The organism is Leclercia sp. J807 (assembly GCF_009734465.1).
Taxonomy (GTDB): domain Bacteria; phylum Pseudomonadota; class Gammaproteobacteria; order Enterobacterales; family Enterobacteriaceae; genus Enterobacter.
In genome coordinates, this window is the sequence record NZ_CP046446.1 from 3,386,947 (window position 1) to 3,402,226 (window position 15,280).

The window sequence follows — 15,280 nt, forward strand, 5'->3', positions numbered from 1 at the left end:
GATAAAAGGAGCTCAACCTGGTTATGGTTTCATCGACATCTTCCCCTTCACGCAGCGGCGTCTGGTACTTTTCGCAGGGCTGGAAACTGGTTTCCCTGCCCGGCATCAGACGCTTTGTGATCCTGCCTCTGCTGATCAACGTTCTGCTGATGGGGGGCGCCTTCTGGTGGCTGTTTACCCGTCTGGACACCTGGATCCCGGCGCTCATGAGCCATGTTCCCGACTGGCTGCAATGGCTGAGCTATCTGCTGTGGCCGATTGCGATCGTTTCGGTTCTGCTGGTGTTTGGCTACTTTTTCTCGACGCTCGCCAACTGGATCGCCGCGCCCTTTAACGGTCTGCTCGCCGAACAGCTGGAAGCGCGGCTGACGGGCGCCACGCCGCCGGACACCGGCGTGCTGGGGATCATGAAAGATCTGCCGCGCATTATGAAACGCGAATGGCAAAAGCTGGCATGGTATCTGCCTCGCGCCATCGTGCTGCTACTCCTCTATTTTATTCCCGGCATCGGCCAGACCGTAGCGCCGGTGCTCTGGTTCCTGTTCAGCGCGTGGATGCTGGCCATCCAGTATTGCGACTATCCCTTTGATAACCATAAGGTGCCCTTCAAAGAGATGCGCACCGCTCTGCGCAGCCGCAAAGTTGCCAATATGCAGTTTGGTGCGCTGACCAGCCTGTTCACTATGGTTCCGTTCCTTAATCTTTTCATCATGCCGGTGGCGGTGTGCGGGGCCACGGCGATGTGGGTGGATTGTTATCGCGACAAACACGCTTTGTGGAAATAAGTTAAAAAGAGGGGTGGCTTATGCCGCCCCTTATTCCATACTGATCCCCATTATTTCTATGCAGCATATAGATATGCGATTTCCTTACTTCCCCCTACCTATGCAACAGGTATGCTGGGACGGTATCCCAATTTCAAACAGTTAAGGACAGGCCATGAGTAAGATTTTTGAAGATAACTCGTTGACTATCGGTCACACGCCCCTGGTTCGACTGAACCGTATCGGTAATGGACGCATCCTGGCGAAGGTAGAATCTCGTAACCCAAGCTTCAGCGTAAAATGCCGTATCGGTGCCAACATGATTTGGGATGCGGAAAAGCGTGGCGTGCTGAAACCGGGCGTTGAGCTGGTTGAGCCGACCAGCGGTAACACCGGTATCGCGCTGGCCTACGTTGCCGCCGCGCGCGGTTATAAGCTGACGCTGACCATGCCAGAAACCATGAGTATCGAACGTCGTAAGCTGCTGAAGGCCCTAGGCGCAAATCTGGTCTTAACCGAAGGCGCAAAAGGCATGAAAGGCGCTATTCAGAAAGCAGAAGAAATTGTGGCCAGCGATCCGGCTAAATATCTGCTGCTGCAGCAGTTCAGCAACCCGGCTAACCCGGAAATCCACGAGAAGACCACCGGTCCGGAAATCTGGGAAGATACCGACGGTCAGGTTGATGTCTTTATCTCTGGTGTCGGTACCGGCGGTACGCTGACAGGCGTGAGCCGTTATATTAAAGGCACAAAAGGTAAAAAAGATCTTATCACCGTTGCCGTTGAGCCAACCGATTCGCCGGTGATTGCCCAGGCGCTGGCCGGAGAAGAGCTGAAGCCGGGCCCGCATAAAATTCAGGGTATCGGCGCGGGCTTTATTCCAGGCAACCTGGATCTGAAACTGATTGATAAAGTTGTGGCTATCACCAACGATGAAGCCATTTCTACCGCGCGCCGCCTGATGGAAGAAGAGGGTATTCTGGCGGGTATCTCCTCCGGTGCTGCCGTAGCCGCCGCGCTGAAATTACTTGAGGATGAAACCTTTACCAATAAGAATATCGTGGTTATTCTTCCATCGTCGGGTGAGCGTTATTTAAGTACTGCCCTGTTTGCCGATCTCTTCACCGAGAAAGAACTGCAACAGTAGTGCCAGAATGTAAATATCGCGTAAAAAAGCACCCATTCGGGTGCTTTTTTGTGGCCTGCTTCAAACTTTTATCTCTTCCGGCATTGCTCAACCCCGTTGGCTCTGGTATTTAAGCTGACAATTATTTTGAAGCACGAAATTAATCGATCCAGGAATTCGCGCTGCTGAATCGATTTTATGATTTGGTTCAAGTCTTGCTTTCGCGGCATAATGTTTAATGTCGAGCGAGACGTCAGCAGCCTGACATGCCAGTGCCGGAATACGTTTGACACATTTGTGCCTCGTGCCGTTAAGCCGGTGCTAACAATACAGGCTAAAGTCCTGCCGCCAGGCTAGACTTTAGTTCCACAACACTAAACCAATAAGTTGGGGAAATACAATGTTCCAGCAAGAAGTTACCATTACCGCTCCGAACGGTCTGCACACCCGCCCTGCTGCTCAGTTTGTTAAAGAAGCAAAAGGCTTCACTTCTGAGATCACTGTGACTTCCAACGGCAAAAGCGCAAGCGCAAAAAGCCTGTTCAAACTGCAGACTCTGGGTCTGACTCAGGGCACCGTTGTGACCATCTCCGCGGAAGGCGAAGACGAGCAGAAAGCAGTTGAGCATCTGGTAAAACTGATGGCTGAGCTCGAGTAAGTATCCGGGTTCTTTTAAATATCAGTCACAAGTAAGGTAGGGTTATGATTTCAGGCATTTTAGCATCCCCGGGTATCGCTTTCGGCAAAGCACTTCTGTTGAAAGAAGACGAGATCGTCATCGACCGGAAAAAAATTTCTGCTGATAAGGTAAATCAGGAAGTTGAACGTTTTCTGAGTGGCCGTGCAAAAGCATCTGCGCAACTGGAAGCGATCAAAACTAAAGCTGGCGAAACTTTCGGTGAAGAAAAAGAAGCCATCTTCGAAGGGCACATCATGTTGCTCGAAGATGAGGAGCTTGAGCAGGAAATCATAGCCCTGATTAAAGATAAAGGCATGACAGCGGATGCCGCTGCGCATGAAGTTATCGAAGGTCAGGCATCTGCCCTGGAAGAGCTGGATGATGAATATCTGAAAGAACGCGCGGCTGACGTGCGTGATATCGGTAAGCGCCTGCTGCGCAACATCCTTGGCCTTGCCATTATCGATCTGAGCGCGATTCAGGATGAAGTTATCCTGGTTGCTGCCGACCTGACCCCGTCAGAAACTGCACAGCTGAACCTGAACAAGGTGCTGGGTTTCATCACCGACGCGGGTGGCCGTACCTCCCACACCTCTATCATGGCGCGTTCTCTGGAGCTGCCAGCCATCGTGGGTACCGGTAGCGTGACCGCACAGGTGAAAAACGACGATTATCTGATTCTGGATGCCGTAAACAACGTGGTTTACGTCAACCCAACTAACGAAGAGATCGAAAAACTGCGTACCGTTCAGGAGCAGGTTGCGACTGAAAAAGCGGAACTCGCTAAGCTGAAAGATCTGCCTGCTATTACGCTGGATGGTCATCAGGTAGAAGTGTGCGCAAACATCGGTACCGTACGTGACGTCGATGGCGCTGAGCGCAACGGCGCGGAAGGTGTCGGTCTCTATCGTACTGAATTCCTGTTCATGGACCGTGACGCCCTGCCAACCGAAGAAGAGCAGTTTGCTGCCTATAAAGCGGTTGCAGAAGCCTGTGGCTCTCAGGCCGTTATCGTCCGTACCATGGACATTGGCGGCGACAAAGAGCTGCCGTACATGAACTTCCCGAAAGAAGAGAACCCGTTCCTGGGCTGGCGTGCCGTGCGTATCGCCATGGATCGCAAAGAGATCCTGCGCGACCAGGTCCGCGCTATCCTCCGCGCCTCCGCTTTCGGTAAACTGCGCATCATGTTCCCGATGATCATCTCTGTTGAAGAGGTGCGTTCACTGAAGAAAGAGATCGAAATCTTCAAACAGGAACTGCGCGACGAAGGTAAAGCATTCGACGAAGCAATCGAAGTTGGCGTGATGGTAGAAACCCCAGCTGCCGCGACGATCGCCCGTCATTTAGCCAAAGAAGTGGACTTCTTTAGTATTGGTACCAACGATTTAACCCAGTACACCCTGGCAGTTGACCGTGGTAATGATATGATTTCACATCTTTACCAACCAATGTCACCGTCCGTACTGAACTTGATCAAGCAAGTTATTGATGCTTCTCATGCAGAAGGTAAGTGGACAGGCATGTGTGGTGAGCTTGCAGGCGATGAACGTGCTACACTTCTGTTGCTGGGTATGGGTCTGGACGAATTCTCTATGAGCGCCATTTCCATCCCGCGCATCAAGAAGATTATCCGTAACACGAACTTCGAAGATGCGAAGGTGTTAGCAGAGCAGGCTCTTGCTCAACCGACAACGGACGAGTTAATGACGCTGGTTAACAAGTTCATTGAAGAAAAAACAATCTGCTAATCCACGAGATGCGGCCCAAATTACTGCTTAGGAGAGAAGTCTAATGGGTTTATTTAGTAAACTATTCGGTGACAAAGGCAATAACGACACCGGAACTATTGAGATTGTTGCTCCGCTGTCTGGTGAGATCGTCAACATCGAAGACGTGCCAGATGTCGTATTTGCTGAGAAAATCGTTGGTGATGGCATTGCTATCAAACCAACCGGTAACAAAATGGTTGCACCGGTTGACGGCACGATTGGTAAGATTTTTGAAACCAACCATGCATTCTCTATCGAATCCGATAGCGGTATTGAGCTGTTCGTTCACTTCGGTATCGACACTGTTGAACTGAAAGGCGAAGGCTTCAAGCGTATCGCTGAAGAAGGCCAGCGCGTTAAAGTTGGCGATCCGGTGATTGAATTCGATCTGCCACTGCTGGAAGAGAAAGCCAAGTCTACCCTGACGCCGGTTGTTATCTCCAACATGGACGAAATCAAAGAGCTGATTAAACTGTCCGGCAGCGTCACCGTGGGTGAAACCCCGGTTATCCGCATCAAAAAGTAATTTTTGACCGCACAGAAAAATGGCGCCTTCGGGCGCCATTTTTGTTTGTCAGAGGGGTAAAACCAACTCGTCGTACCCTTTTTCCTGAGTGTACTGCATGACCTGCGTCACCCTCTCCCCTGCCCGATTTATCGCCGCCGCCACACTCTCATTCTGCACCAGCGCGCTGACAAGCTCTGAACAGAACAGATCGCCAGTACCTTTAAGATCGACGTTGACGCGGGGATGGGTGCTGATTGTCACCTCGTCATGGGATACCAACACCACATGAATAGCGTCAGCGTCACCGGCCACCGGGGCGCTGGTAATCGCCACCCACTGCAACGTATCGGAAAGGAGCCCTTTTGCCGCGGCAATGGCGCTGGCGTTATCCCGACACGATTTGCCACTGAGCACTTCCAGCTCGTAGACATTGGGCGTAATCCCCTGCGCCAGCGGCAGCAGATGCTGACGGTAGGCCTCCGGAATTTCGGGTTTAACGTAGGTTCCGCTGTCGGTGTCGCCAATGACCGGGTCCACCAGAATAAAGATAGTCGGATGCTGCGCCTTAATCGTGCGCAGCCAGTTCGCCAGCAGGATAATCTGGCTGGCGCTGCCCATGTAGCCGGTGGTAACCGCTTTCAGCTCCCGCAAAATGTCCCGCTCTTCCAGCGCCTGCAGATAGCCGCTGAACCACTCGTCGGGGATCACCCCACCGTAAAAGGTGTCGTAGTGAGGGGTATTACTGAACAGCACGGTCGGTATCGCCGTCACGTTGAGGCGATGCTGTCGAATATTGGGCACCGCAATGCTGTTGCCCACGCTGCCATACACCACCTGCGACTGCACAGCCACAATATCGCTCTGCTGCGCCCGGGTTTTATCCCGGAATAAAATCATCTCCATCGCCTTTAGATCCCTGCCCCCTGCGTGTAGCTCTCCTCACCAAACACGCCGGTAGAGAGATAGCGATCGCCGCGATCGCAGATGATCGCCACTACCACCGCGCCCGGCACCGCCTGTGCAATGCGCAGGGCGCCCGCTACCGCGCCGCCTGAACTGACACCGCAGAAAACGCCTTCGCGCACGGCCAGTTCACGCATGGTATTTTCCGCCTCGCGCTGGTGAATATCCAGTACCTGGTCCACAAGCTGAGCATTAAAAATGCCCGGCATGTACTCCGCAGGCCAGCGGCGAATACCCGGGATGCTGCTCCCCTCTTCCGGTTGCAGGCCAACAATGATGACCGCTTTTTCCTGCTCACGCAGAAAACGGGAGACGCCGGTGATGGTGCCCGTGGTTCCCATGCTGGAGACAAAATGGGTGATGCGGCCTTCGGTCTGCTGCCAGATCTCCGGGCCGGTGGTGGTGTAATGGGCATAGGGGTTATCAGGATTGTTGAACTGATCCAGCAGCTTACCTTCACCACGCTTAGCCATCTCAAGGGCCAGATCGCGCGCCCCTTCCATCCCCTGCTCTTTGGTCACAAGAATCAGCTCGGCACCGTAAGCCCGCATCGCGGCACGACGCTCCTGGCTCATGTTGTCCGGCATCAGCAGCTTCATGCGATAGCCTTTGAGGGCGGCGATCATCGCCAGCGCAATGCCGGTGTTCCCGCTGGTCGCCTCGATCAGCACATCGCCGGGTTTGATTTCACCGCGCTTTTCCGCCTGGACAATCATCGACAGCGCGGCACGATCCTTCACCGAACCCGCCGGGTTGTTGCCTTCCAGTTTGATCCAGATTTCGCTGCCGTTATCCGGCCCCATCCGTTGCAGCTTGATCAGAGGGGTATTGCCGATGGTTTGTTCTAATGTGTTCATGACCGCTGTCCAATAAAAAGCCCGGTGGCGTTGACGCTTACCGGGCCTACACAGAGCATATCATAGGCCGGGTAAGCGCAGCGCCACCCGGCAAAACTACGTGGCGTTAACCTATCAGGCAGATTCCGCCAGAGCAAGATCTCCCCGCGTCTCGATACGATCCTTGTCGTGATAAATACGCGCGTGTTGCAGGCCGACAAACAGGCGTTCACCGCGGTGCGGCGGCTCCTCGTCGCGCATCACCACCGTCAGCGGTTCGTTGTACCAGCCCAGCGGCTGTACCACCAGTTGGGTGTAGTGACCTTTTGGGCTGGCTTCCAGCACCTGGACCGGCAGCGGCGAGTCGAGACTGGTGCGACGGCTGACATCCACTTCCCACGGACGCAGGAAGAGATCGACCGGCCCCTGATAGCCTGGGGTGTAACCCAGCGGCCAGCGGTGGGCGCCAACGTGGAACTGACCGCCGCGGATGTTGCCGTGCAGTCGGTTCACTTCCCCCATAAACTCCAGCACGAAGCGGGTCGCCGGTTCACGCCAGAGCTGCTCAGGCTCATCAACCTGTTCGATATTCCCCTGGCTCATTACCACCACCCGGTCGGCTACTTCCATCGCCTCTTCCTGATCGTGGGTCACGAAGACGCTGGTGAATTTCAGCTCTTCATGCAGTTGACGCAGCCAGCGGCGAAGCTCTTTACGCACCTGCGCATCCAGCGCGCCAAAGGGTTCGTCCAGCAGCAGGATCTGCGGCTCAACGGCCAGGGCGCGCGCCAGGGCCACACGCTGTTTCTGGCCGCCGGAAAGCTGGGCCGGATAACGGTCAGCCAGGTGCGCCAGCTGCACCATCTCCAGCAGTTTGGTCACTTTCGCCTTGATGGTGGCGGCGTTTGGACGTTCACGACGCGGCAGCACCGTCAGGCCAAAGGCGATGTTATCGAACACCGTCATGTGGCGGAACAGAGCGTAATGCTGGAACACAAAGCCCACCTTACGGTCGCGGGCATGCAGGCGGCTGACGTCGGTGCCGTGGAAGCGAATATGGCCGCTGGTCTGATGCTCCAGACCGGCGATGATACGCAGCAGCGTGGTTTTCCCGGAGCCAGACGGCCCCAGCAGCGCCACCATTTGTCCGGAAGGGATATCCAGCGAGATATCGTTCAGCACCTGGGTGCGACCAAAGGACTTCTTAATATTGGCAATCTCAATGCTCATGATTTCCCTCCTGATGCTGGCGTTTGGCCTGATTCTCTAAACGCCACTGCACCATACTCTTTAAAAACAGGGTCAAAATAGCCATCAGCGTCAGCAGGGCTGCGGCGGTAAAGGAACCGACGGTGTTATAGTCCTGCTCCAGCAATTCAATTTGTAACGGCAGCGACAGCGTTTCGCCGCGGATAGATCCGGATACCACCGACACCGCACCGAATTCGCCAATCGCACGGGCGTTGGTCAACACCACGCCATAGAGCAGCGCCCAGCGGATATTCGGCAGGGTGACGCGGCGGAACATCTGCCAGCCGGATGCGCCCAGCAGCACCGCCGCTTCGTCTTCGTTGCTGCCCTGGCTTAACATCACCGGCACCAGCTCACGTACCACAAACGGACAGGTGACAAATATCGTGACCAGCACCATGCCTGGCCAGGCGAACATGATCTGCAGGTTATGCTCATCCAGCCAGCCGCCCAGCGGGCCGTTGGAGCCGTAGAAGAGCAGATAGACCAGACCGGCCACCACCGGTGAGACCGCAAACGGAATGTCCAGCAGGGTCAGCAGCAGCTGGCGGCCCGGGAAGTTAAAACGGGTCACAAGCCAGGCCAGCAGAATGCCAAACACCAGGTTCACCGGCACGGTGATAAGCGCAATCATCACCGTCAGCCAGATGGCATGCAGCATGTCCGGGTCGGCCAGGTTTTGCAGCGCGGGCATAATCCCTTTGCTGAACGCCTGGACAAAGATATAGACCATCGGCACGACCAGAATGAAGGCCGATACCAGCACGCCGGTGCCAATCAGCACCCATTTTCCCCAGTTAATACGGGGAGCGTCGTAGCGTTTCAATTGAGTGATTTCCGCCATCAGTGACCTACCACGCGTCGACCAAAGCGACTTTGCAGAGTGTTAATCGAGAACAGCAGCAGCAGCGATGCCGCCAGGATCACCGAGGCAATGGCGCTCGCCGCCGGGTAATCAAACTCCTGCAGGCGAACAAAAATCATCAGCGAGGTCACTTCGGTTTTCCACGCGATGTTACCGGCGATAAAAATCACCGCGCCAAACTCACCGAGGCTGCGGGTGAACGACAGCGCCACGCCTGCCAGCAGGGCCGGAGAGAGCTCAGGCAGTACCACCTTGCGGAAGCTCTGCCAGCGCGTTGCGCCCAATGTTTCTGCCGCCTCTTCATATTCCGGGCCTAACTCTTCCAGCACCGGCTGCACGGTTCGCACTACAAACGGGATGCTGGTAAAGGCCATCGCCACCGCAATACCGAGCCAGGTATAGGTCACTTTGATATCAAACTTCGCCAGCCACTCGCCGTAAAAACCGTTGACGGAAAACAGCGAGGCCAGAGTCAGGCCCGCCACCGCGGTGGGCAGCGCGAAGGGTAAATCCATCAGCGCATCCAGCAACGTGCGGCCAGGGAAACGGTAGCGGGTTAAGATCCACGCCATCAGCAGGCCGAACACGCCATTAAACAGGGAGGCGACAAATGCCGACAGCAGCGTCACCTTATAGGCCGCCACTACCTGCGGATTGCTGATCACCTCCCAGTACTGGGACCAGCTCATCTCAGAGAGCTGGACCACCAGCGCGCTGAGCGGTAACAACAAAATCAAACAGACGAACAGCAGGCTGGTCCCGAGGCTTAAGGTAAAGCCCGGCAGCACACGTCTGGAGGAAACTGCAAACATTACTTACGCCCCGCCGCCAACAGTTTGTCTAACTCACCGCCGCTGGCGAAATGGGTTTTCATCACCTCAGGCCAGGAGCCAAAGTGATCTTCCACGCGGAACAGCTCGGTCTGCGGGAATTTGTCTTTCAGCTTGTTCATTACGTCCGGGTTATTCACGCGATAGTAGAAATCGGTGATCACCGTCTGCGCCTGCGGGCTGTAGAGATAGTTGAGATAGGCTTTCGCCGCCTTCTCCGTGCCGTTGGCTTCGATATTTTTATCCACCCACGCTACCGGGAACTCCGCCAGCACGTTGGTTTTCGGGATAACCACTTCAAAGCCCTGGGCTTCGTACTGCTTACGGATGTTGTTCACTTCCGATTCAAAGCTGATCAGCACATCGCCCAGACCACGTTCCGCGAAGGTGGTGGTAGCACCGCGACCGCCGGTATCGAACACTTCAACGTTTTTCAGGAACTGAGTCATGAACTGTTCGGTTTTGGCTTTATCGTTGCCGTCCGCTTTGTCCGCGGCGCCCCAGGCGGCCAGGTAGGTATAACGCGCGTTGCCGGAAGTTTTCGGGTTCGGGAAGATCAGCTTCACGTCAGAACGCACAAGGTCGTTCCAGTCGTGGATGTTCTTTGGGTTGCCCTTACGCACCAGGAAGCCCATGGTGGAGTAGAACGGCGAGCTGTTGTTCGGCAGACGGCTCTGCCAGTTAGCCGGGATCAGCTTGCCTTTGTCATGCAGGATCTGCACATCGGTGACCTGGTTATAGGTGACCACATCGGCCTTCAGCCCCTGCAGAATGGCCAGCGCCTGTTTCGACGAGCCGGCATGAGACTGCTTAATGGTCAGCTTATCGCCGTTATTCTCTTTCGCCCACTGCTGTTCAAACGGCGGATTCAGGGCGGCAAACAGCTCGCGCGAGACATCATAGGAGCTGTTCAGCAGCTCGGTTGCCTGCGCCTGCGCAACCAGCAACACTGAAGCTGCCAGCACCAGAGATCCTTTTTTCAGTACAGTAATGGCCATTGCGCACCCTTAAAATGTGATGTTTTTCTCAGGGCCATAATATTTATAACGCGTACTAAAGGAGTAACGGTTTTATATACCGTTTAGTGATTTGGAAGCAGAAAAGGGAATAAGGGTGCGGGGAAAGTGCCGGGTGGCGCTTACGCTTACCCGGCCTGTGAAAGGAGTGCCGTTTTATAACGCCAGCAGACGCTCGATAGATGGCGCAAAGTAGTAGCCGCCGGTCACCGGTTTGGTGAAGCGCAGCATCGCGTCGCGCTTGCCGTCGGTGTCGCCAAACATGCTCAGCAGCTGCTGTTCAATGTTATACAGACGCGCGCAGTAGGCGCAGAAGTAGAGGCCGTGTGTGCCGCTGGCGGTACCATACGGCAGGCTCTGGCGAACAATCTTCAGCCCTTTGCCATCCTCTTTCAGATCCACGCGACTCAGGTGTGAGGTCACCGGGCGCTCGTCGCCGTCGATCTCTTCATTGGCCTCTTTGGTGCGGCCAATCATCATCTCCTGGTCGTGCACGCTCATGCGGTTAAGCTGTTTGAGGTTATGCTCCCAGCGCTGGACAAAGACGTAACTGCCGCCCGCGTCCACGCCCTCTTTGATCACCGCGACTTCACGACGGGTCTCATCCCCAGCCGGGTTTTCGGTGCCGTCAACAAAGCCGCTCAGATCGCGATCTTCCACCCAGCGGAAACCGTGGATCTCTTCTTTTACTTCAACGCAGTCGCCAAAGGCAGCCATCGCAGCCTGGGCAATGGAGAAGTTCACGTCATGACGCAGAGAAAGAATATGGATCAGCACGTCGTACTGGGTGGCCGGAGCCAGACCTTTACCATAAGGCACAAAGTCTTTCAGCTCTTCGGCCCCTTCTCCGCCGCTCAGCTGACGCCAGACGTTGTGGCCAAACGCCACCACTGCGCCGCAGTGGGCATCCGGGAATTTGGCCTGGAAGGTGGCCACGTTATCAATAAAGACTTTGCTGGCCGCACGCAGGGCATCAACATCCCCTTTGACATTGGCTTCGATCCAAATCGCCGCGCGGCAATGTTCTGGCAAAATGCCACTCTGAACCTGAGACATCGCTCCTCCTGAAAAAAAGATGCCACGAAGTCGTGGCATGGTTGGCGGCGATTATACCCGCTTTTTCAGCGAGGCGGCTTGTCCAGGCGCAATTTACTGCTGCCAGATAATTTTGCTGACTTTCCAGTTTTTCAGGGTGTCGTCAGAGGGCATTAACCCCTGCGGACCATTCCAGGTTCCGCTGAACTGGTAGCTGATATGCTGGCTGCCTTCCGCCTTGCACTCAACCGCCACACCCTCTTCTGCAGGGGCGCTCGCGCAGTTGCCGTAGGCCTTCTGATAGAGGTCGCTAAATGGGGTGCCGATCTTCACCCCACTGTCGGTTTCGATATCGCTATCCAGCACCTCGATGCGCGTCACCGTATCTTTATTACCGTTAATCACCAGGGCCAGTTGGTCATCTTTCAGCGCTTCGTAATAGTGCACAATGTTGCCGTTCTGCGTTCTCATGCCGCTACGCAGCCGGTAATCACCGCCTAATGCCGATTCGATGGCGCTCTGTTCCAGCGGCGTGGCGGCGGTGAGGTTGCCTACCCCCTGCTCAGTCACGTCGGTGGATGAGCCAAACCAGTTCCAGGGATAAGCCGCAGACCAGTTAACGGCGGAAAGCGTTGAACAGCCCGTCAGGACAACGGGGAGCGCACATAACAGTAAACGCAGCGATTTCATCGGGAGTTCCTTTCTGGTTATTTGAACGCTTGTTGGAGTACAGCATCGCTAAAAAGTGCCGTTTAATCTTTCTCGGGGGTGAAACAGGCGCGCAGACGGGGATGGGTCAGCAGCCACAGCAGCGCCACAATATCGGCCACCACCAGCGCAATGCCCACGCCACTCAGGGCTTCACCGTTCAGCCAGAGCAGCGGCTGCCAGCACAGCAGTACGCCCTGGGCGAGGATAAGCAGCCCGCGCAGGGTACGCCACAGGCGCGGCCAGAGATGGCGCCGCCCGCTCAGTAAAAAGGCCAGCACCGCGGGGATGCCCGGCAGCAGCCCGAGCCAGAAGTTATTGCGATCGGGATAAAACAAGCTCAGCAGCGTGTTGCCCTGATCGCGGGAGGCGCCAGCCAGCACGAACAGCACCCAGGTGCGCGCCTGGAGGAGGAGCACGCACCAGAACAGAAACGGCAGACGCACCCGGCCATAGCTGTCGTAGTCGCCCGGGTGAAAATCAATACTCTTCATCTTCTATCAGGCGCTTGCCCAGCGTCAGCACGTCGGCATGTTCATAGTTAAGACGCTCGTACATGCCCAGTACCATGTCGTTATCTTCCCGCACCATGATCTGAATTTTTGGACAGCCACGGGCGATCAGTTTCTTTTCCAGACGGTTAAGCAGCGCGTTGGCGATGCCGCGACCACGAAACTCCGGGTGCACGCCCAGATAGTACGCCGAACCGCGATGCCCATCATAGCCGCCCATCACGGTGCCTACCACTTCGCCGTTCACCTCCGCCACCAGAAACAGGCTGACGTCATGATTGAGCTTGCGCTCGATGTCCATCTCCGGATCGTTCCACGGTCGCAGCAGCTCGCAGCGCTCCCAGAGGGTGATCACCTCTTCGAAGTCTGCCTGGCGAAAAACACGTATCTCCATGGTATTAACCGCCTTTTTGGGTTCAAAAACAGTGATTATGACGCGAACGCCCGCTTTCGCCAATATCCCGCGAAAAACGCCTGAAAATTTGGCATAATGGCACTTTGTCACGTATTGAAATGAAAAGTAAAACAATTCGCCACATGGACTGTCGTAACGAAAAAGACGATACGATATAACACCAGGACCCCAATTTTTACAATTCAGGCCGCATGAGCACATTCAAACCATTAAAAGCACTCACATCGCGTCGTCAGGTTCTCAAAGCGGGGCTGGCGGCCTTAACGTTAACGGGCATCGCAAAGCAGGCTCAGGCAAAAGACGAGAGCACGCTCAAAACCAGTAACGGACACAGTAAACCCAAAACCAAAAAACCCGGCGCGAAGCGTCTGGTCATGCTCGATCCCGGTCACGGCGGCATTGATACCGGCGCCATTGGCAGAAACGGTTCCAAAGAAAAACACGTTGTGCTGGCGATTGCAAAAAATGTCCGGTCGATTTTACGCAGCAACGGCATTGACGCCCGCCTGACGCGCACCGGCGATACCTTCATTCCGCTGTACGACCGCGTGGAGATCGCCCACAAGCACGGCGCGGATCTGTTTATGTCGATACACGCCGACGGCTTTACTAACCCGTCGGCGGCGGGGGCATCGGTATTTGCCCTCTCCAACCGCGGCGCCAGTAGCGCCATGGCAAAATACCTCTCCGACCGGGAAAACCGCGCGGATGAAGTGGCCGGAAAGAAAACCACCGATAAAGATCATCTCCTGCAGCAGGTGCTGTTTGACCTTGTTCAGACGGATACCATCAAAAACAGCCTGACGCTCGGCTCGCATATTCTGAAGAAGATTAAGCCAGTACACCGTCTGCACAGTAAAGGCACCGAGCAGGCGGCGTTTGTGGTGCTGAAATCGCCGTCGATTCCGTCGGTGCTGGTGGAAACCTCTTTTATTACCAACCCGGAAGAGGAGCGTCTGCTCGGCACGGCGGCGTTTCGCCAGAAGATTGCCAACGCAATTGCCTCCGGCATTATCAGTTACTTTAACTGGTTCGATAACCAGAAAGCGCACTCCAGGAAACGTTGATGAAACCCAATGCACAGCTGGTTAAAACTTTTCTGCTGCAACTGCAGGATGACATTTGCCAGAAACTGAGCGCCGTCGATGGCGGTGAATTCCAGCAGGACGAGTGGCAGCGCGAGGCCGGTGGCGGCGGACGCAGCCGCGTACTGCGCAACGGCGGCGTGTTCGAGCAGGCCGGGGTTAACTTCTCCCACGTCCACGGCGACGCGATGCCCGCCTCGGCTACCGCGCACCGCCCGGAGCTGGCAGGCCGCAGCTTTGAGGCAATGGGCGTCTCGCTGGTGGTGCACCCGCACAACCCGTTCGTGCCGACCAGCCACGCTAACGTGCGCTTTTTTATCGCCGAAAAACCGGGTGCTGAGCCGGTGTGGTGGTTCGGTGGCGGCTTCGACTTAACGCCCTATTACGGCTTTGAAGAGGACGCGGTGCACTGGCACCAGACCGCCCGCGATCTGTGTCAGCCCTTTGGCGACGAGGTCTATCCGAAATACAAGAAGTGGTGCGACGACTATTTTTACCTGAAGCACCGCGACGAGCAGCGCGGCATTGGCGGGCTGTTCTTTGACGATCTCAACACCCCCGATTTTGATACCGTGTTCCGCTTTATGCAGGCGGTGGGCAACGGCTATACAGAGGCGTACCTGCCGATTGTCGAACGGCGGAAAAACCACGATTACGGCGTGCGCGAACGCGAGTTCCAGCTCTATCGCCGCGGGCGCTACGTGGAGTTTAACCTGGTGTGGGACCGCGGGACGCTGTTCGGCCTGCAAACCGGTGGGCGCACGGAGTCGATTCTGATGTCGATGCCGCCGCTGGTGCGCTGGGAGTACAGTTATGAGCCAAAAGAAGGCAGCCCGGAGGCTGCCCTGAAGGATTTTATTAAGGTTCGCGACTGGATTTAACGCCGGGCGGCGCTGCGCTTGCCCGGCCTGCCAG

The 15,280-nt window shown here is 55.6% G+C and carries 17 protein-coding genes; 7 read left to right on the forward strand and 10 right to left on the reverse strand.

Translation table 11 applies throughout. From position 1 onward, the window contains the following. Positions 1-23 precede the first annotated feature (23 nt). The 5 genes from cysZ (at position 24) to crr (ending at position 4,867) form a co-directional block, all read left to right on the forward strand. The gene (gene cysZ / locus GNG26_RS16135) at positions 24-785 is read left to right on the forward strand and encodes a sulfate transporter CysZ (RefSeq protein ID WP_156239495.1); all 762 of its coding nucleotides are present in this window, start codon (positions 24-26) and stop codon (positions 783-785) included. A gap of 154 nt (positions 786-939) precedes the next feature. Next, positions 940-1,911, forward strand: coding sequence for a cysteine synthase A (gene cysK, locus GNG26_RS16140; protein WP_039029656.1), 972 nt, complete (start codon positions 940-942; stop codon positions 1,909-1,911). A gap of 379 nt (positions 1,912-2,290) precedes the next feature. Beyond that, positions 2,291-2,548 (forward strand): phosphocarrier protein Hpr, encoded by a 258-nt coding sequence (gene ptsH, locus GNG26_RS16145; protein ID WP_000487600.1) that lies wholly within the window; start codon positions 2,291-2,293, stop codon positions 2,546-2,548. A gap of 44 nt (positions 2,549-2,592) precedes the next feature. Then, on the forward strand, positions 2,593-4,320 hold the full coding sequence (gene ptsI, locus GNG26_RS16150) for a phosphoenolpyruvate-protein phosphotransferase PtsI (RefSeq protein WP_103824678.1): 1,728 nt from the start codon (positions 2,593-2,595) through the stop codon (positions 4,318-4,320). Positions 4,321-4,363: 43 nt separating this feature from the next. Further along, on the forward strand, positions 4,364-4,867 hold the full coding sequence (crr, locus tag GNG26_RS16155) for a PTS glucose transporter subunit IIA (protein WP_039029658.1): 504 nt from the start codon (positions 4,364-4,366) through the stop codon (positions 4,865-4,867). Between the two features lie 48 nt (positions 4,868-4,915). On the opposite strand, the gene pdxK is transcribed toward crr, so the two are convergent. The 10 genes from pdxK to GNG26_RS16205 all read right to left on the reverse strand — a co-directional run bounded on the left by pdxK (position 4,916) and on the right by GNG26_RS16205 (position 13,259). After that, positions 4,916-5,752: a pyridoxine/pyridoxal/pyridoxamine kinase gene (gene pdxK / locus GNG26_RS16160; RefSeq protein ID WP_156239497.1), complete on the reverse strand. Its 837-nt coding sequence runs from the start codon at positions 5,750-5,752 to the stop codon at positions 4,916-4,918. 5 nt (positions 5,753-5,757) lie between these two features. After that, positions 5,758-6,669, reverse strand: coding sequence for a cysteine synthase CysM (cysM, locus tag GNG26_RS16165; protein WP_156239499.1), 912 nt, complete (start codon positions 6,667-6,669; stop codon positions 5,758-5,760). Between the two features lie 114 nt (positions 6,670-6,783). Next, positions 6,784-7,878: a sulfate/thiosulfate ABC transporter ATP-binding protein CysA gene (gene cysA, locus GNG26_RS16170; RefSeq protein ID WP_103824675.1), complete on the reverse strand. Its 1,095-nt coding sequence runs from the start codon at positions 7,876-7,878 to the stop codon at positions 6,784-6,786. Next, positions 7,868-8,743, reverse strand: a complete 876-nt coding sequence (gene cysW, locus GNG26_RS16175) for a sulfate/thiosulfate ABC transporter permease CysW (protein WP_103824674.1) — start codon at positions 8,741-8,743, stop codon at positions 7,868-7,870. The genes cysA and cysW overlap by 11 nt, the downstream gene beginning before the upstream one ends. Then, the gene (gene cysT, locus GNG26_RS16180; protein WP_103180651.1) at positions 8,743-9,576 is read right to left on the reverse strand and encodes a sulfate/thiosulfate ABC transporter permease CysT; all 834 of its coding nucleotides are present in this window, start codon (positions 9,574-9,576) and stop codon (positions 8,743-8,745) included. Before cysT ends, cysW begins: the two co-directional genes overlap by 1 nt. Then, entirely contained in the window at positions 9,576-10,592 is a 1,017-nt protein-coding gene (locus GNG26_RS16185) for a sulfate ABC transporter substrate-binding protein (protein WP_103824673.1), read from the reverse strand. The genes cysT and GNG26_RS16185 overlap by 1 nt, the downstream gene beginning before the upstream one ends. Positions 10,593-10,766: 174 nt before the next feature. Further along, a complete protein-coding gene (locus tag GNG26_RS16190) occupies positions 10,767-11,666 on the reverse strand; it encodes a Dyp-type peroxidase (RefSeq protein ID WP_156239501.1) in 900 nt (299 codons plus the stop codon). A gap of 93 nt (positions 11,667-11,759) precedes the next feature. After that, complete coding sequence (locus GNG26_RS16195) at positions 11,760-12,335, reverse strand: RpoE-regulated lipoprotein (protein WP_156239503.1); 576 nt, start codon at positions 12,333-12,335, stop codon at positions 11,760-11,762. 62 nt (positions 12,336-12,397) lie between these two features. Next, positions 12,398-12,847 (reverse strand): DUF2919 domain-containing protein, encoded by a 450-nt coding sequence (locus GNG26_RS16200; RefSeq protein WP_103824670.1) that lies wholly within the window; start codon positions 12,845-12,847, stop codon positions 12,398-12,400. Continuing rightward, positions 12,834-13,259: a GNAT family acetyltransferase gene (locus GNG26_RS16205; protein ID WP_032613000.1), complete on the reverse strand. Its 426-nt coding sequence runs from the start codon at positions 13,257-13,259 to the stop codon at positions 12,834-12,836. The genes GNG26_RS16200 and GNG26_RS16205 overlap by 14 nt, the downstream gene beginning before the upstream one ends. Positions 13,260-13,471: 212 nt before the next feature. Between GNG26_RS16205 and amiA the strand changes: the two genes are divergently transcribed. Then, positions 13,472-14,347 carry an N-acetylmuramoyl-L-alanine amidase AmiA gene (gene amiA / locus GNG26_RS16210; RefSeq protein WP_103824669.1) on the forward strand — a complete coding sequence of 292 codons (876 nt, stop codon included), beginning with the start codon at positions 13,472-13,474 and terminating at the stop codon, positions 14,345-14,347. Beyond that, the gene (hemF, locus tag GNG26_RS16215) at positions 14,347-15,246 is read left to right on the forward strand and encodes an oxygen-dependent coproporphyrinogen oxidase (RefSeq protein ID WP_156239505.1); all 900 of its coding nucleotides are present in this window, start codon (positions 14,347-14,349) and stop codon (positions 15,244-15,246) included. The genes amiA and hemF overlap by 1 nt, the downstream gene beginning before the upstream one ends. The last annotated feature ends 34 nt before the right edge of the window (positions 15,247-15,280 follow it).